This is a genomic window from Candidatus Mycalebacterium sp., assembly GCF_977828045.1.
Map to the genome: position 1 here is coordinate 79,695 of NZ_CDWCUL010000010.1, position 21,566 is coordinate 101,260.

Here is a 21,566-nt window from a genome sequence, read left to right on the forward strand (position 1 = left end):
TCGCCTAATTATACCGACAAAAAGAGAGCGAACGGCCGGGCGGGACTGAAATGAAAAAAGAAAATGAAAAACTGCTTGTCGCGATTATAGGCGCCGGTCCGGCAGGTTTTTACGCAGCGGACAGAATTTTCAAAAAAAGCCCCGTTCCGGTGCAGATTGACATGTTTGATTTGCTGCCGACCCCTCACGGGCTCGTGCGGCAGGGTGTTGCGCCCGACCACCAGAAAATCAAGAGTGTGTCAAAGGTGTTCGACAAAATCGCCGCAGATCCCGGTTTCCGTTTTTTTGGATTCGTGGAGTTCGGAAAAGACATAACTCTCAGCGACATAAAAAAAAGTTATCATCAAGTCGTTTTCGCCACCGGGGCACAGACGGACAAAAGAATTAAAATCCCCGGTGAAGACCTGGCCGGAAACCACACGGCGACCGAGTTTGTCGCGTGGTATAACGGCCATCCGCACTTTTCGGATCTTGATTTTGACTTGTCGGGCAAACGCGCCGTTATAATCGGGGTGGGAAATGTCGCAATTGATGTGGCGAGGGTTTTGTGCCTCAGTCCGGCGGATATACTCAAAACCGACATCGCCGACTACGCGCTTGAAAAACTTTTATCAAGCGGCATCAGAGAAGTATTCATAATCGGGCGCAGAGGTCCCGCGCAGGCGGCTTTCACAAACCCCGAACTAAGAGAGCTTGGCAACCTTGAAGAAGTGAATGTGCGGGCACGCCCTGAAGATGTGCGGCTTGACACCGTAACGAGCGAATTTCTTGAAAAAAATCCTGACGCGGCGACTGAAAAGAAACTTGAAATTCTTCGCGGATTTTCAGAACAGCGCTCAGGAAAAAAGAAAACCCTGCATTTCAGATTCCTGCTTTCCCCGTTAAGCATCAACCCCGGCACGGACGGTGGCGCGCAGAGTGTAACTTTCGCGAAAAACCGGCTTGTAAAAACAGATGACGGAACCCTTGCCGCGAATGCCACCGGAGAAACCGAAACGATGGAAGCGGCGATTGTTTTCCGCTCAATCGGTTATACGGGGGTCCCCCTGAAAGATGTTCCTTTTGACAAAAAAGAGGGAGTTATTCCTAACGATACGGGCAGAGTTCTGGACAAACCGGGCGGAAAGCCGCTTGAAGGGCTCTATACGACCGGCTGGATTAAAAGAGGCGCGACCGGAGTCATCGGGACAAACAAAATAGATTCCGCCGAAACCGTTGATTCGATGATTGAGGATTTTGCCGTGGAAAAAACCCTGATACCCTCCGCGCCTCCGGACGCGGTTGACAAACTGCTTCAGAAAACAAAACCGGACTACGTAAGTTACCGAAAGTGGTCTTACATAGACCGCAAGGAAACGGCAAAAGGAGAAAAAGCGGGACGCCCGAGGGTTAAATACACAAGCATTGAGGACATTTTCAAAGCGCTGAAAAAATAATCCCGCGTCCGGTGCGCTAAACAGCCGTAAGTTTCAACCTGCGCCTTATCGGGTCAACTTTGCGTATCTTCGCTCTGACTTGCTCACCTTCCCTCAAGGCGTCCTTATTTTCGCCGTGAAGCGGAAACTCCGAGCAGTACCGGGGGAAATACGCGAACACCCTCCCGTCCGCAACACGCGAAACAATTCCCTCAAGCCGCGCTTGCGGGTCCATCATTCTGAAATGCTCAAAAAGCCAAAACCGTGCCCTGCTTCTCTGGGCGATGCGCCTGTCGTGAATTACCTGTTCAGTGTCGGCGATGATTTGTAAAACCGATTTTTCATCAAGCCCCGCTTCGCAGCGAATTTCGGACATGATCTGCCTCTGCACAATCAGGTCGCGGTATCTCCTTATGGGCGAGGTCGCCTGCGCATAACACTCAATCCCGAGCGAGCGATGCCAGTCCGGATAAATGCCGATTTTGGACGGTTTCATAAATCTGCCGACCCGAACCGGGAAAAGCGGGTCGTTTTCATCAATGTCGCGCGCGGCGGGAGAAATGGGCTCGGTCTGGGAACGAAAAATCGCGGGCGCGGAGTTTTGTTTGAGAAAGACGGCGGAAAGATGGTTTGCGGTTATCATAAGTTCGGAAACAACAAGGTGTGCCGCGCCTTTGGGCTGCGCAGAGCCGGTTTCAATGTTTCCGTCCGCGTCCACGCGGATTTTCAACTCCGGAATATTCACTATCAACGCGCCCCGCTCAATTCTTTTGCGCTTCAACGCCGCGCATATCTCCGCGAGTTTTTTCCAATCGCCCCCGGTCTCAATCAACCGCTCCGCTTCGCCGTAAGTCATGTTGCGTTTAACGGAAATTTTTGTCGCGGCGAAACGGAAATCGCTCATCTCAAAAGTCTGCGGGTCAAAATCCATAAAAACCGAAAGCGCAACGCGCTCGGTGCTCTCAATCAGACTGAGCCGCCCCTTTATCAGTTCGGAAGGGAAAATGTCCACCCTGCGCTCGGGGAGATACATGGTTTCGGCTGCTTGCTGCGCCTCGCGGTCAAGCGCGCCGTCCGGGCGGATGAGCAGAGCGACATTGGCGATGTGCACCCCGACGCGCGAGCAGTTTTGAGAAGTTTCAAGGGAAATTGCGTCATCAATATCCTCTGTCGTCTCATCGTCAATTGAAAAAGTTTCAAGCGCGGTCAAATCCTCAAGAAAACCGGCGTCTGTTTTTTCGGAAATCAAGCGCGCCGCCTCTTCAAGCGCTTCGGGCGAAAAACCATTCTTGATTCGGGCGGCTATCATCACGGAGTCGGAACCTTTGGGCAGGTCGCCTGATTTAATCAGCAGTTCGGTTGCCTCTTCGGGGTCTTTTATTCCGGTTTTTGACAAAATCGCGCGCGCGGCTTTGAAAGCGGGATTCTCCCCGGCATTTTCAATGTAAGCCATCACGGCTTTCACACACCCCTCCCTGTCAAAACCCCCGGGCTCGGACGCCGCGCCTGAAAGAACCGACCGTATCCACCGCTCCGACAAATCTTCCTGTATTTTGTCCATGTGGCGTTTTTTGGCGCGGGCAAGCACTTTTTCAACGCATCTTTCAGCAAGCGGGAAATAGCCGCTCTTGTCCCGTTTGAAATAGACCGTGTCTTTGTCAACCGCCCAGAACAGTTTGAGGATTTCGTCCGCGCCCGGCTTGGAGCCGGACGAATAAACCGACAAAATTTCGCCGAAGGAAACCGCCTGCTCCGCGCCGGCAAAATGTTCCCAAAGGGGTTTCAAATCAAAACCGCCTTTGGCGGCTTCAAGATCTTTTCTGAGACGCCGCATCTTCATTCTCCGCTCGGCATCCGTCCCGATGTCAGGCGTTATGCCCGTGCTGAACGCGACTTTGTCATCTGAAACCCGCATGTTTTTCCCTTCCTCGGAAAAAACCGTTACAACGCCGTCCTGAGAGGAAATAAAAATTCCGCAACAGGGCTCCTTTCTCTTTCTGAAAATTACAACTTCGCCCGGTTTCATCTCATTTGGATTTCCGGAAATTGAGCGCCGCGCCGATAAAATCCCTGAAAAGAGGGTGCGGACACAGCGGAGTTGAAAGAAATTCGGGGTGAAACTGACAGCCTACAAACCACGGGTGTTTTTTGAGTTCAACAATCTCCACAAGCGAAGAATCTGGCGACTCACCGCTTGCCACGAGCCCGCCCGCTTTGAGTTCGGAAAGGAAATCGTTATTGAACTCAAGCCGGTGCCTGTGCCGCTCTGATATGCGTTTTTTCCCATATGCCTTGTGCGCGCGCGTGCCGTTTCGCAACACGCACGGAAACGCGCCGAGCCTCATAGTTCCTCCTTTCTTTTCAATGTCTTTCTGCCCGCTCATAAAGTTAATCACCGGATATGGCGAGTGGGCGTTCATCTCACTTGAATGGGCTTTTTTCATTCCGCAGACACCTCGCGCGAATTCCACAACCGCCATTTGCATTCCGAGGCAGATTCCGAAAAACGGAATGTTATTTTTTCTCGCGCGCGCTATCGCCTTTATCTTGCCCTCATACCCCCTCTCTCCAAAACCGCCGGGAACCAGAATGCCGTCCGCGCCTTTGAGAAGCGGCGAGCTCTCATTTTTGATTTCCGCAGAATCTATGTATTTGATGTTCACTTCGCAACCGTTTGCCATTCCGCCGTGAACAAGGGCTTCGTGAAGACTTTTATATGTGTCGCTCTGCCCCACATATTTGCCCACAACCGCTATCGTAACGGTCTTTGACATGTCGCTGATGCTTTCAAACATCTTGCGCCAACCCGTCAGTCTGGGGTTTCTCGTCCAGATGTTCAGATGTGTGGCGACCGTTTCATCAAGCCCCTCACCGTGCAGCACAAGCGGCACTTCATAGACCGAGTTCACATCCTTGCCGGACACAACCGAATTGAAATCAACGTTGCAGAAAAGCGCAATTTTCCGTTTGATTTCATCGGGAATTTGCTCTTCGGTGCGGCACAGAAGAACATCGGGTTGAATTCCGATTTTCAGCAACTCCTTCACGCTGTGCTGTGTGGGTTTTGTTTTAAATTCCCCCGAAGCGGCAACATAGGGAACGTATGTCAGATGTATAAAAATGGTGTTCTCCCTTCCAAGTTCAGACCGCAACTGGCGCACGGCTTCAAGGAACGGCAAACTTTCAATGTCTCCCACGGTGCCGCCTATCTCAACAATTACAACATCTTTTTCGCCGCTGTTGCCCAGCGATTTTATTCTGGATTTAATCTCATCGGTGATGTGAGGAATAACCTGAACGGTTTTGCCGAGAAACTCGCCCTTTCTCTCCTTTGTTATGACCGAATGATAGACCGTTCCCGAAGTAAAATTGCATGCGCGGGTGAGTTCGGCTTTTGTGAAACGCTGGTAGTGACCGAGGTCAAGATCGGTTTCGGCTCCGTCATCGGTAACAAAAACCTCTCCGTGCTCATAGGGGTTCATCGTTCCGGGGTCAACGTTGATGTAGGGGTCAAGTTTCTGAACGCCGATTGTAAGCCCTCTGCTTTCAAGCAGAAGCCCCAACGATGCGGAGGCGATGCCTTTGCCGAGAGACGACATCACGCCGCCCGTAACGAACACATATTTGACGGGGCGGACTTTTTTTTGCGCGGACAGTCTTTTGTTCATTGAGATATCTCCCGCACGCGCAACGCGATTTCTCTTGACGCCTTGCCTCTGTGGCTTATGCGGTTTTTTTCTTCAGCGGAAATTTCAGCCATTGTTTTTCCAAGAAACGGGAGAAAGAAAACCGGGTCGTAGCCAAATCCGCCGCCGCCTTTTTTTGTCTCCGCTATCACTCCTTCACACACTCCGTTTACGATAATTTTCTCTCCGTCCGGCAAAATCAGAGTCAGAACGCACACATAACGCGCGCCTCTGTCTTTAACACCTTTGAGTTCGGACATTAACTTATCCAAGTTTTCCTCATCGGTGGAGTTTTCGCCCGCGTAACGCGCGCTGCGTACGCCGGGCATTCCGCCGAGCGCGGAAATCTCAATTCCCGAATCGTCCGCGAGCACGGCGGGTGGAACGGAGTGTTCGGAACGGACGGTTTCAAAAACCGTTTGGGCTTTAAGAAGCGAATTTTCCGCAAAGGTTTCGCCGGTTTCCTCCGGCATAACAACCGAAGGGAAATCTTTGAGGGAAAAAACCTTGTTGAAAACCCCGCCCATCAGGCAGCCGAATTCACGCGCTTTGCCCTCATTGCCGGTCGCAATGATGATTTCATCAAGGTTCACAGAACTATTCCATTAAACACTGGTGGAGGCGGCGGGAATTGAACCCGCGTCCGCAAAAGAGAATCACTCAGCTTCTACATGCTTATCCCGCCGTGATTTGACGAAAAAAGTTGCCGGCGGGCGGGCGCTTTTTCCGTTGTCCCGCTGAGTTTTCTCACCTGTTCGCGCACCGGGCGCCACGAACAAGCCAGCCTGCTGAATGCCGCCTCACAAAGCCCGCAGGCGTTGCCGTGTGAAACGTCGCAGCGTTAATTAGGCCGCGAGAGCATTAATTGGTTCGCCGTTTAATAAGCGAGAGGTCAGTTTAACGAGTTAGCCAAGCTCGGCATGCGGCATGAGCTGTCTTCAGATACGTCGAAGCCAGTTCGCCCCCTGTCGGGATAGGAATAGTAATGAATTGAAGGGGTTATTTCAAGAAGGGGTTTTTGATAGCAAGTGTAAGTTTAATCAAAAATAAAACTTCTAATCTTTTGAGCAAAAACAGGGTTTAACTTTTCCAACTGCCGCCACGCTTCTTTTGCCGGACGGCTTTGACGGTTTATTTTGTAAATAAGCGCCAAGTTATACCACGCTTCCGCTAACTCAGGATTTATTCCCAACGCCTTGCTATATGACTCTATTGCTTTGTCGTATCTGCCTTGTTCGTCATAAGTAATTCCCAGGTTATACCACGCTTCCGCTAACTCAGGATTTATTCGCAACGCCTTGCTATATGACTCTATCGCCTTGTCGTATCTGCCTTGTTTGTAATAAACAACTCCCAGGTTATACCACGCTTCCGCATACTCAGGATTTATTCCCAACGCCTTACGAAACGACTCTATCGCTTCATTGTGTCTGCCTTGGTTGTAATAAACAACCGCCAAGCCATCCCACGCTTCCGCTAACTCAGGATTTATTCCCAACGCCTTGCTATATGACTCTATCGCTTCGTCGTATCTGCCTTGTTTGTAATAAACAACTCCCAGGTTATACCACGCTTTCGCATACTCAGGATTTATTCGCAACGCCTTACGAAACGACTCTATCGCTTCGTTGTGTCTGCCTTGTTTGCCATAAGCAATTCCCAAGTTATACCACGCTTCCGCTAACTCAGGATTTATTCGCAACGCCTTGCTATATGACTCTATCGCTTTGTCGTATCTGCCTTGTTCGCCATAAGCAATTCCCAGATTATTCCACGCTTCCGCTAACTCAGGATTTATTCGCAACGCCTTGCTATATGACTCTATCGCTTTGTCGTATCTGCCTTGTTTGTAATAAACAACTCCCAGGTTATACCACGCTTTCGCATACTCAGGATTTATTCCCAACGCCTTACGAAACGACTCTATCGCTTCGTTGTGTCTGCCTTGGTTGCCATAAGCAATTCCCAAGTTATACCACGCTTTCGCATACTCAGAATTTATTCGCAACGCCTTGCTATATGACTCTATCGCTTTGTCGTATCTGCCTTGTTCGCCATAAACAACTCCCAAGTTATACCACACATCCACATCTTCAGAATTTATTCGCAACGCCTTGCTATATGACTCTATCGCTTCGTTGTTTCTGCCTTGTTTGCTATAAGAAGTTCCCAAGTTATGCCACGCTTCCACTAACTCAGGATTTATTCGCAATGCCTTACGATATGACTCTATCGCTTTGTCGTATCTGCCTTGCTTTCTATAGACAGTTCCCAAGTTAGACCACGCTTCCGCTAACTCAGGGTTTATTCGCAACGCCTTACGAAATAACTCTATCGCTTCGTCGTATCTGCCTTGTCCGCCATAGGCAACTCCCAAGTAAAACAAACCCCAGGAATCTGAAGGAAAAAGTTCAACCCATTGTAGGGAGTGTTTTTCTAACTCAGCCCAATCCTTATTCTCAACCAATGAATTTGCCAGTGTGAGGTTCAGCAAACGAAAACCGGCAATTAGTGTTTCGGAGCTTGTTGAATCCGTCTCGACCCCGCTCACACGGGCTTCCTCTATCCATTCAACAGGAGATGCAAAAGCGATGTTTTGCGCTTCCTCCAAAACATAAGACACAATGCCAATAAGATTTCCTTTCTTATCAAAAAGCCCTCCGCCCGAAGAACCGGACGAAACCGAAGCATCAGTTTGAATAATCGGAGGCGCGTCTTTTTTATCCCTACGCAACTGAGAAACCAGCCCCGCGCTTAAACTGTAATTCATTCCTTTGGGAGCACCGATTGCGTAAACGGTTTCTCCAACTTTGAGCGAATTTGCCGGACGAACTTTCGCCTTTTTGCCTTTCAGCCCCGGAACTTTCAGCAAACAAACATCTTTTTCCCAATCGGCGCGAAAAAGTGTGGCAGTTTTCGGGTCGTCATCATCTTCCCCTTGTTGAATTGCTATGTAATCAGCGTTTTCAATAACATGGCAGTTTGTAACAACTTCGCCTTTGGCGATAATAACGCCGCTACCCTGTCCTTTTATCTCCGGCTCTTCATCACCTTGCTCGGCAACCCAAACAACCACAACAGAACGGGACGCTTTCTTAAAAACCTTTGAAGCGTCTTGCGCGAACGCGGGAGACGCAAAAGCGAAAAACGCAATCGGCAATAGGAAAACTGTTTTTAATCTCATTTTCATTACTTGTTCCACCTCTCTGTCGGCTTCGGGTTTATCGTAAAGTTCTTTCCTTTAATAATGAATTGAAAGGTTTATTTCAAGTTTGACTTCCTTCTCTAACGCCACGGATAGGGGTTTACATCAACGGGGCTGCTGAACAGGCGGAAGAAAGTGGCGGCTTCCTGATGTTTGTCGTATTGCTCACGGTTGTAGTTTTGATTTTCTCTTTTGTGTTTAACCTTTGCCCGCGGGTTTTCAGCTTGGGCGGGGCGCGGCTTTGAGGCATAGGCACGCGCCATATTTTCCCACGCTTCGGTGTATTCGGGGTCCACCCTCAACGCCTCGCTGAAACACTCTATCGCCTTTGCGTGCCGTCCGCGCATTGCGTAAAGAAAACCAAGATCGTTCCACGCCTCGGCAAAATCGGGATTTGCCTGAACCGCTTTTTCATAAAACTCAATCGCTTTGGGGTAAAGCCCCTGCGCCTCATAAGCCACACCTGCCAAGTGCAGAGTTTCAGCGCTGCCGGGATTTATTTTGAGAGATTTTTCATAAAACTCCGCCGCCTTCGCACTCAAGCCGCGCTCTTCATAGATAAAACCCATAACGTCCCAGATTTCGGAGTCATCGGGGTTTGAGCGCAAAACCTTGCGACAGAATTTTTCGGCTTTATCGTAAAAACCTTTTTCCGCCTGAATAACACAGGACTGCCGGGGGTCGGAATCGCTAAAAGGCGCTGACTTGGAAGTCGTGGCAAACAAAATGGAAAAAACCGCAAGCAACGCCAAACAGCGCGTCATCTCCTTTTCATCTCCCTTTTCAGCGCTCTTTCCATCTCTCTGTCGGCTTCGCGTTTTTTGACATCGGAGCGTTTGTCGTAAAGTTTTTTTCCTTTTGCGAGCGCAACTTCCACCTTCGCAAAACCGCCGCGAAAATAGATTGAGGTTGGCACAAGCGTGTAGCCCTTCATTTGAGTTTTACCGATAAGTTTGTCTATTTCGCGCTTTTTCAAGAGCAATTTTCGCGAACGGGTGGGCTCATAATCAAGCGCGCCCGCCGCCTCATACGGCGCGATGTAACTGCCCACAAGATGGACCTCGCCGCCCTGCGCGATTGCGTAACTCTCTTTTATGCTCGCTTTGCCGTTTCGCAGGGACTTGACTTCGGAGCCCGTCAGCACAAGACCGGCTTCAAACTTTTCCTCTATGTGATAGTCCCTGTTAACGGTTGGATGTTTGCATACACGCTTCATCGGAAATCACCCGTGCGGCTCCCGCAACATTGCCGGACAAACCGCATCTTTTATAATAAAAATAACTCCGAGAAAACAGAATATGAAAATTAGTAGAAAGTTCCCGCCACTCCAAGAACTGTCGCTATAAAACTTACCGGGGCCAGGTCCTCTATCGTGTCCAGACTTGTGTTGGCTTTCAAAATCATTTCCTGCGCGGCGACATAGAGGTCTTCCTCGTTGATGATTTTGCCGACGGAGCCCTCGCCTTTATCAACTTTCGTGAGTATGGAATTGAGCCGCGCCGCGGCTTGGGCGGCTTCGTCAAGAAACTCTCCGGCGTCCTGAATGATTTTGTCAAAATCGTGCGGGGTTTCACCGTCCAGAAAATCTCCGGACGCAAGCGCGCGTCCTTGCGCACCTATTGAAAGGTTTATGTAACTTGTTCCCAGAAGGCTGCTGAGCCGCACGGTGGCGACTGTGTTTGTGTTCAGGGGAATATCTTTGCGCACTCTCACGCCCACTTTTATTCTGCCGCCGTCTGAAGAAAAACCTATGCTTCTCACATTGCCCACCCTGACTCCCTCCATCTTTACAAGCGAGCCCTCTTCAAGCCCTGAAACGGAGTCAAAATATACGTCCAGATTTTTATGACCGGAAAGAAAAGAAGACGAACCCGCGAACTCAAGCACAACAACTATCGCCAGAATCCCGGCAAGAAAAAACCCGCCGATTTGCAAATCTCTTTTTTTTAGTCCCCTCAACTTTGCTCCTCTAAACTCTCTTCAGTATTGGAACCGGAGAAAAAACCGCGCACAAGCGGATTTTCGCTGGCGGAGATTTCCTCAAACGTGCCGGTCTCAATAATTCGCCCACTATGCATTATAGATAACCGTTCAGCGAGAGCAAAAGCAAGTTCTACATCGTGCGTTACCACGATTTGGGTTATTCCAATTTCGCGTCTGATAACAAGTAATAAATCCTTGACGGATTTTTTTGTCGCAGGGTCAAGCCCGGTTGTGGGCTCGTCAAACAGGATCACATCGGGATTGGTCAAAAGCGCGCGGGCTATGGCAACACGCCTGCGCATTCCACCGCTCAACTCCGAAGGCATGGCGGACTCCCTGCCCGCGAGCCCGACAAGCGAAAGAACCGCAGTGGAGAGTTCTTTTATGGCGCTTTCGCAATTAATAACCGCGTGCTCTCTGATAAACAGTTCCACATTTTCCGAGGCGCTCATTGAATTGAAAAGTGCCGAGGACTGAAAAACAAGAGAAACGGTTGTACTCGCCCGCTCAATGGGCTCCGAACCTATCAGCACTTCTCCCGCGTCCGGAGTTTCAAGCCCTGAAATATGCCGCATGAGCACTGTCTTTCCCGAACCGCTTCTGCCGAGAAGAACCACCATCTCGCCGGCGGAAACTTTGAAGTCAACCCCTTTGAGAACCTCCTGCCCGCCAAACGATTTTCTCAACCCCCTAACTTCAACCGAAACCGGCTTTCCGTTCAGGAATGACAGGAGTGTATCAAGATTGTTGCCGCTCATCAGAGTTCGCGCTCCACCCTTAAACTATCCCCGCGAGGAACAGAATTTTTGATATGAAATAGTCGCATACGAGAATCATCACTATTGATGAGACAACCGCGCGCGTGACCGAAACCCCTATTTGGCGGGGTCCGCCGGTTGTTTCAAGCCCGATTTTGCAACATATCACCAAAATAACAAAACCGAAAACCAGCGCCTTTATAACGCCGTTCAGAACCGTTTTCAAATCAACGAAATCACCCAGATTATTGAAATAGGTAACCGCCGGAAGAGAAATTTCCGGATTTGTCGCTCCAACGAGAGCGCCGCCGAGCCAGCCCGTAACAACCATTAAAAGCACAAGAATCGGCATTGAGACCGCGAAAGCCACGAGGCGCGGCATCACAAGAAATTTCACGGGGTCTATTTTCATTGTTTTGAGCGCGTCAATCTCATCGTAAACACTCATTGACGCAAGTTCCGCGGTTATTGACGACCCCAAACGCCCGGCAACCAGAATTGAGCACATAACGGGACCTATTTCCCTTGAAACCGCCACGCCTATGAGCCCGCCGAGGGTTTCCTGAATTCCAAAATCGGCGAGAAGCGGACCCGTCTGGAGAGCGAGAACCGCGCCGCCCGAAAGCCCGATGACCGAAGCGACAAGAAGCGTGTCCGCGCCGATTACAACTATTTGAAAAAATACCTTGTCCGCGTTCGCCCTGATGTCTTTGCACCAGTAAGCGGAGAGAAAAAATAAACGAAGCGCGCCGCCCGTGAAAAACGCAAAACGGTTTATAATCCCCTCTTTCATCTGCGGCAATTCTCCACGCTTTTTACGGGACTTCCAACCTTAAGCGGCAAAAACAAGAATCGTATTCTGCGCCCTTGCAGGTCTGACGCGTAGCCAAAAGCCTTCCCGGCGATATGGAAAAAACTCTCATCGCATGATTTTCTGAAATTCAAAGTTCCAAACAAAACGGAAACCGCCGTTCCCTCTCCGTGTTTTCTGCGGACTTCAAAAATTCTCCATAAAAAAGAGTAGTTTCTGTAAAACTTGGCGCTTGACCCTATAAACGGCTCAAAAGGCGCGAGCAAGTGAAAATAAGAATGCCCCCTTTTTTCATCGCGTTTGTATGAAAACACGGGCCACAAATCAACTCTGAGCGAGCGCTTCCGGGTTTTGTCAAAGGGGGCTTCGCGCACAACTTTCAGAGCAACCAGAAAAGTGTCTTTCTTATATTCGTGATATTTGAGTTGCAGTCTGGAAGACGCATAAAGGGGCCACAGGAGAAACTTTGTTTTTTTCACTCCAAACGTCTCGGATGTTTCAAAAAAAGGAAAAAATCTCATTCTTCTTTCCGTGTCGCTTTTTTTGAAATTTATAATGGGCCACGGTAAATGAAAAGAGCGCAGATTACGTTTTGGATCAACGCTTTTCTGAAAAAACGGCCACATATACATTGTGTGAGATTCGGTTCCGTAATCAACTCTGTAATAAAAAGGGAAAAATGCTTTGTAGCGTCTGTATGTTTCATTGCTTCCTTTTTTTATATCGAAATAAAAAGGCCACAGCAAAAATTTGGAATGGGAATTTTTTCCTTCAAAATTCCCGAACAGGGGCCAGAAGCGAAAGCCCCTGCTCTCACCCGAATAAGACGCGAAGAAAGGCCACAAAAAATTGCGGGAAATTGCGCCTTCTGAATTGATGGTACGAAGATAAAAAGGGAAAAGAACAAATTTTGTTTTTCCGCCGAAATTTCCGTAAAACGGCACAAATGCAAAAGACCTTCTTTCCGGATTCGGAGATGAGCGGTGAAAAATCAGGGGGTAGATTCTGAAACTTTTTTCGCGGGGGTCCGGCAAGCCGGCTTTTTTTGAGAACGAAAGCGAATTAAAGAAAAACCCCATTCTGTATCCTTTTGGAGTTCTCCGATAGTGAAAAAACGGATACAGAAAATCCAGGGTCAGGGAATCAAGCGATTTCTCTTTTTTAACATAAAACAGGGGCCTGAACGCAAACTCGTCGCTTTCTTCGCCTTTCACTCTGAGGAACGGCCCAAGTGAATACGCGGACACAAAACTGTCTTTGCGGGGAAACCCGAATGGGTCGGGTCTGATAAAAAGCGCGTCCGCCGGGTGTGTTTGAACCACAATCACAAAAAAAACAACCAGCGAAAAAATCACGCGCGATGTTATCTTGTAATTCAATTTTCCTGATGCGGCTCCGCTGAATCATTAAAAATTCTTCTGTGAACTTTGCCCCCGATGAGCGTCATTATTTCGTAAGGTATGGTGTCCGCCCACTGCGCCACATCTTCAACGGAAATTCCCCCGCCCCCGAATAAAATCACTTCATCCCCGATTTTGACCTGCGGAACACCGGTAACGTCCAGAGTTGTAAAATCCATGCACACTTCACCCACGACCGGAACGGAAACGCCGTTCACCGAAACACGGGCGCGGTTGGAAAGACTTCTGCAATACCCGTCCTTGTATCCGACCGGAATGGTCGCGAGCAGTGAAGATTTTTTTGTTGTAAAAGTCCCGCCGTAACCAATCGGCTTGCCTGCGCCGATTTTTCTGACCCTTACAACCGAAGTTTTAGCGCTCATAACCGGAGTGAGCCCGGTTTTTTCAAAAGACGAACCGTAAAGCATAATTCCGGGTCTCACCATGTTGCCGAACGATTCTGAAAATCTCTGAATCGCCGCGCTGTTCGCCATATGCTTGAAGCGTGGACGCGCGCCTGAATTTTCAATCTCCGAAACAACCAGATTGAATTCGGCAATCTGCTCAAAAGTCGGTTCGGGGGCGGAAGCCGAAGAATGGGCAAAATGAGTGAACACACCCGCGAGATTCAAGCCCGGCAAGCCGCGCGCTTTTTCCATTAAATCAAAAACATCTTCCTTTGCGGCGCCGAGGCGTGCCATTCCGGTGTCTATTTTCAGGTGGTATTCCACCTTTTTGCCGGATTTTTTTGCGGCTTTGGAAAGAGAATCAAGACAGTTTTCCGTAAAAACCGAAAGCGTGAGCCCGGCCTTGACAGCATCCGTAACCAGGCAGTCCGGAGCCACGCCCATAACAAGAACGGGCGCCGAAACACCGGATTCCCTTATCTCCAGCCCCTCCTCAACGGAGGAAACTCCAAGCATCACAACCGGGGGAAATTTCGCGAGTTCTTTGCTGATTTCAACAGCGCCGTGTCCGTATGCGTCCGCCTTGACAACAGCCGTTATTCCAATGCCGCTTCCGACCGTCCGCGCAGATAATTCCACATTGCTTCTCAATGCATTTAAATCAATTTCGGTCCATACACGGTTCATCAAATATGAGGTTTGTGAGAAAATAAAACCTTTTGTTATGATAAGATACCATCGCTTGGAAAGCAACATAGTGCCCTTACTGCAATGAACCCGACCGAGTCAAAAGCAACAAAAATCATAGGATCCATACTTGCGACAAGACTTCTCGGAATTTTCCTTATACTCCCCGTCTTCAGTTCCTACGCTTTGCAGTATCCGGGCTCTTCACATTTTCTTGCGGGACTGGCTTTCGGCATATACGCGCTCACGCAGGCTCTTTTTCAGATTCCATTCGGACGGGCGAGCGACAGATTCGGAAGAAAGCCCGTAATTGTGGGCGGACTTATGATTTTTTGCGTGGGCAGCATCGGTTGCGGGCTGGCGGAAAACATCTGGCAACTCATAATAGCGAGAGCGGTTCAGGGCAGCGGCGCGGTTGGCGCGGTAGCCATAGCGGCTCTCGGCGATTTCACAAGGCCCGAAGTGCGGGGGCAGTCTTTCGCGATAACGGGCTTAATCATCGGCGCAAGTTTTATGGTTTCGCTTCTCGCGGGTCCGGTTATGGCGTCGTGGCTGGGGTTTGAAACGCTTTTTTACATTCTTGCCGCTCTTGGAGCCGCCTCAATTACAATAACTCTCGCGTTTTTCCCCGATGAAAAAACATATGTCAGACATGAGCCGGAAGACCCGGCGCCCACGCTCCGGGGAAACTCAAAAATAAAGGAAATACTCGTAAGCTCCTTCATACTGTCTTCCATTCTCAACATCTTCCTGTTTGTATATCCGCTCAGTTGGGAAAGTACGGCCGGAGAAAAAATTTCCCATATTTGGGAAGCGTATTTTATTATGCTTCTCCCTGCGGCGCTTTTCGCTTATCCTTTCCTGAAAATCATGGAGAGAAGGAAGAAAATGAACATTCCTCCGCCTGTGGCGATTGCTCTTCTCGCCACAGGAACGGCAATCGCGGTTCTAATTCCGGACAAAACAGGGTTGATTGTCGCAGGAGCGGTTTTCTTTCTCGGGCACTCAATCTTCCAGCCAATTCTTCCCGCTTTTCTTACTCAAATAGTGTCAAGCGGGTCGCGTGGAAATGTGGCGGGATTGCTCAACCTCGCGAGTTTTCTCGGAGCATTTGCGGGAAGCATGTTCGCGGGATTGCTGTTTCCCGCGGGATTCGGCGTGGCTTTGGCTCTGTGTTTTGTGCTCATAGCGGCTTGGCCGCTCGTGGGAATTCCCAAACCTCCAAACAACGGAGCGGTTTAAGAAGCGCATAACATACGATGACTTTTCCCGAACTTTACAGAAAACCGTCCAAGCCGGTCATATCGTTTGAGATATTTCCCCCTAAAACGCCGGAGGGAAAGGAAAATCTGCTGCGCTCTCTGGAAGACCTCGCCAAACTCTCTCCGGGATTTATCTCGGTTACATACGGCGCGATGGGGTCAACCCGCGGAAACAGTTTTGAGATTGCATCCCACATAAAAGACAACTTGAAGATTGAGACTGCGAGCCACCTGACCTGCGTGGGATCTTCAAGCGCGGAAATGAATTTAATTTTGAAAAACCTGCGCGAGCGCGGCATAGAAAACATCGTGGCGTTGCGGGGAGACCCGCCCGACAATCGGGAGAGTTTCACCACTGTTCCCGGCGGATATTCACACGCGAACGAATTGGTGGAGCATATACGGGGTTTTGAAAGCGAAAACCGCAACGGGCGTTTCGGCGTGGCGGTGGCGGGATATCCGGAAAAACACATTGAAGCCCCGTCGTTTGAGGAAGACATAGAAAACCTTGCGAAGAAAATTCGCGCCGGCGCGGACACGATAATCACGCAACTGTTTTATGACAACCGGTTCTATTTTGACTATGTAAAAAAAGTCCGGAGCGCCGGAATTGAAAATCCCATAATACCGGGGCTCATGCCAATTCTCTCAACGCGGCAGGTTGTGAAAATAACATCAATGTGCGGAACCACAATTCCCCGGTCGATAATGAAACGCCTTGAAGAGTGCGAAAGAAAAAACGGCGACATGGAACGGGTCGCGGCAGACATCTGCGCTGAGCAAGCGGAAAACCTGCTGAGCGAAGGCGTGCCGGGAATACATTTTTATGTTCTGAACAGGGCTTCGTATGTCAAATCCGTGCTGAAACGGCTCGGTTTGTGAGCGCGAGTCAGGGCGCGAGCCGTTCCATGACCCAGCCCGATTCGTTTTTGCCATATCTTATTCTGTCGTGCAGGCGGTTTGCCCTGCCCTGCCAGAATTCAAAAACCGAAGGAACCACCCGGTATCCTTTCCAGAACGGCGGGCGCGGGATTGTTTCGGAATTGTCAAATTCCGCCTCGCGGTGCGCGAACTCTTTATCAAGTTCGTCCCTGCCGCTTATTACCCGCCCTTGAACCGAAGCCCACGCCCCTATGCGGCTCTCACGGGGTCTTTGCGCGAAATAGTCATCCGCTTCGGAGTCTTCCACAGCCTCAATTTCACCCTCAATTCTTACCTGCCTCTCAAGAATGTTCCAGAAAAAACAGATTGCCGCGCGCGGATTGGAATCCATTTCCGAAGCCTTTCTGCTGAACGAATTTGTGTAGAAAACAAAGCTGTTTTCATCGAAATTTTTCAGGAGCAGCACCCTTGACGAAGGCACGCCATCTTTGGATGCGGTCGAAAGTGTGAACGCGTTCGGCAAATCAATGCCGGAGTCGCAGGCATCTTTATACCAGACGAAAAACTGCTTAAACGGGTCACGGTCAATATCGGACTCATCAAGGCCCATAAGCAAATACTGCCTGTCGTTTTTCTTCACAACCCTGTTCCCTTGAGTTCGGCGCGGAGAAACGCCTCCAAATTTCCGTCTTCAAACCGGAATCCGGCGCTTATGAGTTTTTCGGGAACAACCCGCACACTACTCATAATAACCTCCTCTCCCATCTCTCCGAAAACAAATTTTATAATCCGCGCGCTCAATGACAAAAAAACCGGACGCCCTAAAACCCGCGCGAGACAGCGGGTAAAATCGGCGTTTGGCATCGGCACGGGCGACACTATGTTCACCGGTCCCGAAACGGAATCGTTTGCGAGAATGAACTCCATGGCCCTGACGGCGTCCCGTTTTGATATCCAACTCATATAGCCGCTTCCGTCCCCTATACGGGTCCCGAGACCCAGCAGAAACGGAATTCTCATCATTTTCAGAGCGGCGCCATCGCGCGCGAGTACCATTCCAAACCGCAAGTTCACAACCCTTGTCGCGGAACCGGCGGCTTTTGCCGCGTTTTCCCATTTTTCCGCGACCCGCGCGAGAAAGCCTTCTCCGGCACCGCTACGCTCGGAAAGAATTTCATCATCCCTGTCCCCGTAAAAACCGGTTGCGGACGCGCAAAGAAAAACCTTCGGCGGATTTTCAAGCCCCGCCAGCGCGGAAGCAAGAAACTCCGTGCCCGCCACTCTGCTACACTCAATTTCGGCTTTTGCAGAATCGGTCCATCTGCGCATTATGTTCCGTCCGGCAAGGTGAATGACGGCGTCCGCTCCTTCAAAATCGCGCGGGTTGAACTCGCGCCCGACCGGATCACACAGAACCGCCCTCTCTTGCGGGCGCGCTCTGCGGCGATCTCTGACGATGCGTATGACCTCATGCCCCCCGGTTTTGAGGGAAGAGACGAGGCTTTTTCCGATAAAACCGCCCGAACCGGATACTAAAACCTTCACAGTTTTCGCAATAGTCTTTAATAAAACGCAAAAAAGCAATCGGCGGGACACGCGCGCGCGCTTTTAACCGCCGAAAGTTTCAATAATTCTTTTCTGATACATCTCAACCTGTTCGGGCTCAAGATAGTAATGGGGGGCGCTCAAAATCGGCAAATCCAGATAGTCCGAACAGCCGTCAAGTTTCTTTCTACACTCATCGGCCGTTCCAACAATGGCAAAAGTGTCAAGCATGTCATCGGTCACATTTTCAATCATCGCATGCACATCGCCTTTGAAATAGGCATCGCGGATCTTTTCCGCCTGCCCGATAAAACCGTGAAGCGTAAACGGCTTCCAATAAGTCTTCACGGTGGCGTAAAAAGCAACCGTGGCTTTGGCGGCTCTGCGCGCTTCTTCCAGATCATTTTTTCCGCAAACCGCACAGATAAAAATTGAAGAAACGCAAAAATCCGAACGCTCGCGCCCGGCGGACTCAAGCCCTTCACGCAAAACGGGAGCAACGGTTTCCTCAATATATTTTTTTGAACAGACTATGTGCCCCATGTAACCGTCCGCGCACAAAGCGGCCGCACGTGCCATTCCGCTACCGACCGCCGCAAGAAAAATCGGCACATCGGTGCGCACGGGCTTGAAGGGCCTCTTAAACCCTTTGATGTTGATGTCGTAATATTCGCCGCCGTAAGTAACATCGTTGCCGGTATGCGAACCCAAAATAACGCGCCGGACGATGTCAACACACTCTTTTATTCTTGTAACCGGTTTGCCATGCGGTTGGCCGTGCCACATTTCGTTTGTGCGCCTGGCTCCGGAACCGAGTCCGAGAATCAGCCTTCCGTCCGAAGCCTCGTCTATGTCCATCGCGCTTGTCGCCGTAATCAGCGGGCTTCTGACAAAAGCAAGCGCAACCGAGCTGCCAAGTTTAATTTTGGAGGTATGCTGAGCGATTGCGGCAAGCTGCTGGAAAGCGGTTCTGTAAAGCTCAGTCGCCCAGACGGAATGAAATCCCGCGCTTTCGGCGTATTTAGAAATTTCCACTATCTTTTTGAGAGAGTGCGAGTCAACTATCAGTCCGAAAGGAGTTTTCTTCATTTTGGAAGAAACTACCCCTCTTTTTCATCGCCATTTTTTCCGGTTTCGGCATCGGGTGGTTGTTCGCCCTGCGCAGGCGGATTCTCTTCAGAGGGTTCGGCCGCCGCTTCGGGCTGTTTCTCCTCATTCCGAGGCTGTTCACTCTGAGGTTGCGCGGCTTCGGGTTTTTCCTTTTTCTCTTTCTCCGTTTCCTTTACGGCCCCTTCCGCTTCGGCGGATTCAGAGGACTTCTCCTCCTCTTTTTTCGGAGGCGGCGGAGATGGCAGGCTTGATTTGCGAGGCGTTTTCGTGCGGGTGGACGGCTGGTATTCCTCGGTTACAAGCTCTATCTGCGAAATTGGCGTCTGGTCTCCTTTTCTGTAATTCAGACTGATAATTCTTGAGTAACCGCCGGGACGCTGTTTGTATCTTTCCGCAATCTCGGTGAACACCTTACGCGCGACTTCTTTGTCTGTTATGTAGCCAAAAATCCGTCTTTTGTAAGAAAGCCCTCCGTTTGGAGTTTCTTTTTCCGCACCGTTCTTGGCAAGCGTGATGATTTTATCGGCGACCCGCTTCAACTCTTTCGCTTTGGCGTCCGTTGTGCGGATTTTTTCGTGTCTGAAAAGTTCAGTCGCCAGATTGCGCAACATCGCCTTTCTGTGCTTGGTCGTAACGCCAAGTTTTCTTCCTAACCTTCTGTTTCTCATTACACAAATTTCCCAAAGCGCAAAAACCCTGTTACTTGGCGCGGCTTTCTTTTACCTTTTCGTAAATCTCCCGATTGATTTTCATGTCAAGAGTGAGCGGCGGCGAAAGATCTTTGAGTTTGTTGCACACATCATCAAGCGAGCTTTTGCCGAAACTCGGAAGATTCAGCAGTTCTCTCTCACTCTTTTGAACCAAATCCCCTACATACTCTATGCCCGCACTGGTCATGCAATTCAGCGATCTGACAGAAAAATCCACTTCATCAAGCGGCGTGAACAAAACATCTTCATCACCTTTAATTACGAGAGTCTCCTCGTCGCTCTCTTCCTGGTCCAATTCCTGTTCGTTGAAATTGATAAATCTGCCGAGCTGATGAGTGATTATCTTTGCTGCGTAGGCAAGCGCGTTTTCAGGAAGCACTGAGCCCTTTGTCCATATCTCAATTTCAAGGTTTTCGTAGTCGGTTTTTCTGCCAACACGAGCGTTTTTGATTGTGTAATTCACCTTGGTGACCGGAGAGAAAAAAGCGTCAATGGGGAGATACTCTTCTCCCATCGAGCGTGCGTTCTCCCTTTCCTCCACGGGCTGATAGCCTCTGCCGGTTTCAACCATCAGGCTCATCTCAAGTTTTGTTTTGTCTGAAACGGTCGCTATGAAATGATCGCCGTTGAGAATTTCAGCTTTGTTCGTTGATTTGATGTCCGAAGCCGTAACCTCTCCGGGACCCTGAAAAACCATCTCTACAATTTGCGACTCGGCGGCTGTCGTATTGAAATTTACGCCTTTGAGGTTGATAAGAACTTCCACAACGTCCTCAACAACTCCGGGGATAGAGGAAAACTCGTGAAGAACTCCCTCTATTTTGACCGCCGTGATGGCGGGGCCTTGCAACGAAGAAAGAAGAACGCGCCTGAGCGCGTTACCTATCGTAACACCGTAACCCCTTTCAAGCGGCTCGAAACTGAACTTTCCATAGAAAGGCGTCGCGGTCTTCTCATCTCTGTTGACCTTCTTCGGTACTACAAGCGTTGTCCAATTATTCTGAAAATCTTTCAATATTTCCGTCCTCCACTAAAAAAGCAAAATGCTCCAATATCACCAAAATCATACTCTTGAGTAAAACTCAACAATCAAATTCTCACTGACCGGAATCTGCATGTCCTCCCTTTCGGGCGTCTTGTTCATGATTCCCTTGTACTTTTCCCTGTCAAGACTCAGCCAACCGGGAGTTCCTTTTTTCTCCGACAGCCCCAGCGACTTGTTGATGCTCGGCATCTTTCTGCTCTGCTCCCTCACTTCAACAACACTTGAAGGACTTACTCTGTAAGACGCCACATCCACACGCTTGCCGTCAACACTAATGTGCCCGAGGTTCACAAGTTGGCGCGCCTGATTGCGGGACGCGGCAAAGCCGAGCCGGAATACGACATTGTCAAGCCGTGTTTCAATAATTGAGAGAAGCAACGACCCCGTAACGCCTTTTGTTCTTGCCGCCTCTCTGAAATAAATTTTGAACTGACGCTCGGTCATTCCGTAAATCCTTTTGGCTTTCTGTTTTTCCCTGAGCCTCAATCCGTATTCGGTAATTCTTCTGCGTATTCTCTTACCCTGCAAACCGGGAGGATACGGCTTTCTCTCTATGGCGCACTTGCTTGTCAAACACCTCTCGCCTTTGAGAAACAGCTGTTCCCCTTCTCTTCTGCACAGTTTGCACACGGGTCCCGTATATCTTGCCATCTACAACTC

At 49.7% G+C, this 21,566-nt stretch carries 20 protein-coding genes and 1 other RNA gene; 3 read left to right on the plus strand and 18 right to left on the minus strand.

The window, feature by feature from the left end; translation table 11 throughout:
- The first annotated feature begins 50 nt into the window (after nucleotides 1-50).
- Nucleotides 51-1,436, plus strand: coding sequence for an FAD-dependent oxidoreductase (locus ACY430_RS02485; RefSeq protein ID WP_462137316.1), 1,386 nt, complete (start codon nucleotides 51-53; stop codon nucleotides 1,434-1,436).
- Between the two features lie 16 nt (nucleotides 1,437-1,452).
- On the opposite strand, the gene ACY430_RS02490 is transcribed toward ACY430_RS02485, so the two are convergent.
- The 12 genes from ACY430_RS02490 to alr all read right to left on the minus strand — a co-directional run bounded on the left by ACY430_RS02490 (nucleotide 1,453) and on the right by alr (nucleotide 14,352).
- Nucleotides 1,453-3,441 carry a ribonuclease catalytic domain-containing protein gene (locus ACY430_RS02490; RefSeq protein ID WP_462137317.1) on the minus strand — a complete coding sequence of 663 codons (1,989 nt, stop codon included), beginning with the start codon at nucleotides 3,439-3,441 and terminating at the stop codon, nucleotides 1,453-1,455.
- 1 nt (nucleotide 3,442) lies between these two features.
- The gene (locus ACY430_RS02495; protein WP_462137318.1) at nucleotides 3,443-5,083 is read right to left on the minus strand and encodes a CTP synthase; all 1,641 of its coding nucleotides are present in this window, start codon (nucleotides 5,081-5,083) and stop codon (nucleotides 3,443-3,445) included.
- On the minus strand, nucleotides 5,080-5,694 hold the full coding sequence (rdgB, locus tag ACY430_RS02500) for an RdgB/HAM1 family non-canonical purine NTP pyrophosphatase (protein WP_462137319.1): 615 nt from the start codon (nucleotides 5,692-5,694) through the stop codon (nucleotides 5,080-5,082). Before rdgB ends, ACY430_RS02495 begins: the two co-directional genes overlap by 4 nt.
- Before the next feature lie 20 nt (nucleotides 5,695-5,714).
- Nucleotides 5,715-6,067: a transfer-messenger RNA gene (gene ssrA, locus ACY430_RS02505) on the minus strand.
- A 70-nt stretch (nucleotides 6,068-6,137) separates the two neighbouring features.
- Nucleotides 6,138-8,285, minus strand: coding sequence for a tetratricopeptide repeat protein (locus ACY430_RS02510; protein ID WP_462137320.1), 2,148 nt, complete (start codon nucleotides 8,283-8,285; stop codon nucleotides 6,138-6,140).
- Between the two features lie 101 nt (nucleotides 8,286-8,386).
- On the minus strand, nucleotides 8,387-9,070 hold the full coding sequence (locus ACY430_RS02515) for a tetratricopeptide repeat protein (protein WP_462137321.1): 684 nt from the start codon (nucleotides 9,068-9,070) through the stop codon (nucleotides 8,387-8,389).
- Entirely contained in the window at nucleotides 9,067-9,522 is a 456-nt protein-coding gene (gene smpB, locus ACY430_RS02520) for an SsrA-binding protein SmpB (protein WP_462137322.1), read from the minus strand. Before smpB ends, ACY430_RS02515 begins: the two co-directional genes overlap by 4 nt.
- Before the next feature lie 89 nt (nucleotides 9,523-9,611).
- The gene (locus ACY430_RS02525; protein ID WP_462137323.1) at nucleotides 9,612-10,265 is read right to left on the minus strand and encodes an MlaD family protein; all 654 of its coding nucleotides are present in this window, start codon (nucleotides 10,263-10,265) and stop codon (nucleotides 9,612-9,614) included.
- Nucleotides 10,262-11,047, minus strand: coding sequence for an ABC transporter ATP-binding protein (locus ACY430_RS02530; RefSeq protein WP_462137324.1), 786 nt, complete (start codon nucleotides 11,045-11,047; stop codon nucleotides 10,262-10,264). Before ACY430_RS02530 ends, ACY430_RS02525 begins: the two co-directional genes overlap by 4 nt.
- Nucleotides 11,048-11,066: 19 nt before the next feature.
- Nucleotides 11,067-11,840, minus strand: a complete 774-nt coding sequence (locus ACY430_RS02535; protein ID WP_462137325.1) for an MlaE family ABC transporter permease — start codon at nucleotides 11,838-11,840, stop codon at nucleotides 11,067-11,069.
- A complete protein-coding gene (locus ACY430_RS02540; RefSeq protein WP_462137326.1) occupies nucleotides 11,837-13,237 on the minus strand; it encodes a hypothetical protein in 1,401 nt (466 codons plus the stop codon). The genes ACY430_RS02535 and ACY430_RS02540 overlap by 4 nt, the downstream gene beginning before the upstream one ends.
- Nucleotides 13,234-14,352: an alanine racemase gene (alr, locus tag ACY430_RS02545; RefSeq protein ID WP_462137327.1), complete on the minus strand. Its 1,119-nt coding sequence runs from the start codon at nucleotides 14,350-14,352 to the stop codon at nucleotides 13,234-13,236. Before alr ends, ACY430_RS02540 begins: the two co-directional genes overlap by 4 nt.
- A gap of 84 nt (nucleotides 14,353-14,436) precedes the next feature.
- Here alr and ACY430_RS02550 point away from each other — a divergent pair, with 84 nt between their 5' ends.
- Nucleotides 14,437-15,594: an MFS transporter gene (locus ACY430_RS02550; protein WP_462137328.1), complete on the plus strand. Its 1,158-nt coding sequence runs from the start codon at nucleotides 14,437-14,439 to the stop codon at nucleotides 15,592-15,594.
- A 17-nt stretch (nucleotides 15,595-15,611) separates the two neighbouring features.
- A complete protein-coding gene (metF, locus tag ACY430_RS02555; RefSeq protein WP_462137329.1) occupies nucleotides 15,612-16,496 on the plus strand; it encodes a methylenetetrahydrofolate reductase [NAD(P)H] in 885 nt (294 codons plus the stop codon).
- A gap of 7 nt (nucleotides 16,497-16,503) precedes the next feature.
- On the opposite strand, the gene pdxH is transcribed toward metF, so the two are convergent.
- From pdxH to rpsD, 6 genes are all read right to left on the minus strand, one after another.
- Nucleotides 16,504-17,136 carry a pyridoxamine 5'-phosphate oxidase gene (gene pdxH / locus ACY430_RS02560; RefSeq protein WP_462137330.1) on the minus strand — a complete coding sequence of 211 codons (633 nt, stop codon included), beginning with the start codon at nucleotides 17,134-17,136 and terminating at the stop codon, nucleotides 16,504-16,506.
- On the minus strand, nucleotides 17,133-18,041 hold the full coding sequence (locus ACY430_RS02565) for a TIGR01777 family oxidoreductase (protein WP_462137331.1): 909 nt from the start codon (nucleotides 18,039-18,041) through the stop codon (nucleotides 17,133-17,135). The genes pdxH and ACY430_RS02565 overlap by 4 nt, the downstream gene beginning before the upstream one ends.
- Nucleotides 18,042-18,104: 63 nt before the next feature.
- The gene (locus tag ACY430_RS02570; RefSeq protein WP_462137332.1) at nucleotides 18,105-19,130 is read right to left on the minus strand and encodes an LLM class flavin-dependent oxidoreductase; all 1,026 of its coding nucleotides are present in this window, start codon (nucleotides 19,128-19,130) and stop codon (nucleotides 18,105-18,107) included.
- Nucleotides 19,131-19,141: 11 nt separating this feature from the next.
- Nucleotides 19,142-19,819, minus strand: a complete 678-nt coding sequence (gene rplQ, locus ACY430_RS02575) for a 50S ribosomal protein L17 (RefSeq protein WP_462137333.1) — start codon at nucleotides 19,817-19,819, stop codon at nucleotides 19,142-19,144.
- A gap of 31 nt (nucleotides 19,820-19,850) precedes the next feature.
- Nucleotides 19,851-20,876: a DNA-directed RNA polymerase subunit alpha gene (locus tag ACY430_RS02580; protein WP_462137334.1), complete on the minus strand. Its 1,026-nt coding sequence runs from the start codon at nucleotides 20,874-20,876 to the stop codon at nucleotides 19,851-19,853.
- Between the two features lie 48 nt (nucleotides 20,877-20,924).
- Nucleotides 20,925-21,557, minus strand: coding sequence for a 30S ribosomal protein S4 (rpsD, locus tag ACY430_RS02585; RefSeq protein ID WP_462137335.1), 633 nt, complete (start codon nucleotides 21,555-21,557; stop codon nucleotides 20,925-20,927).
- Nucleotides 21,558-21,566 lie beyond the last annotated feature (9 nt).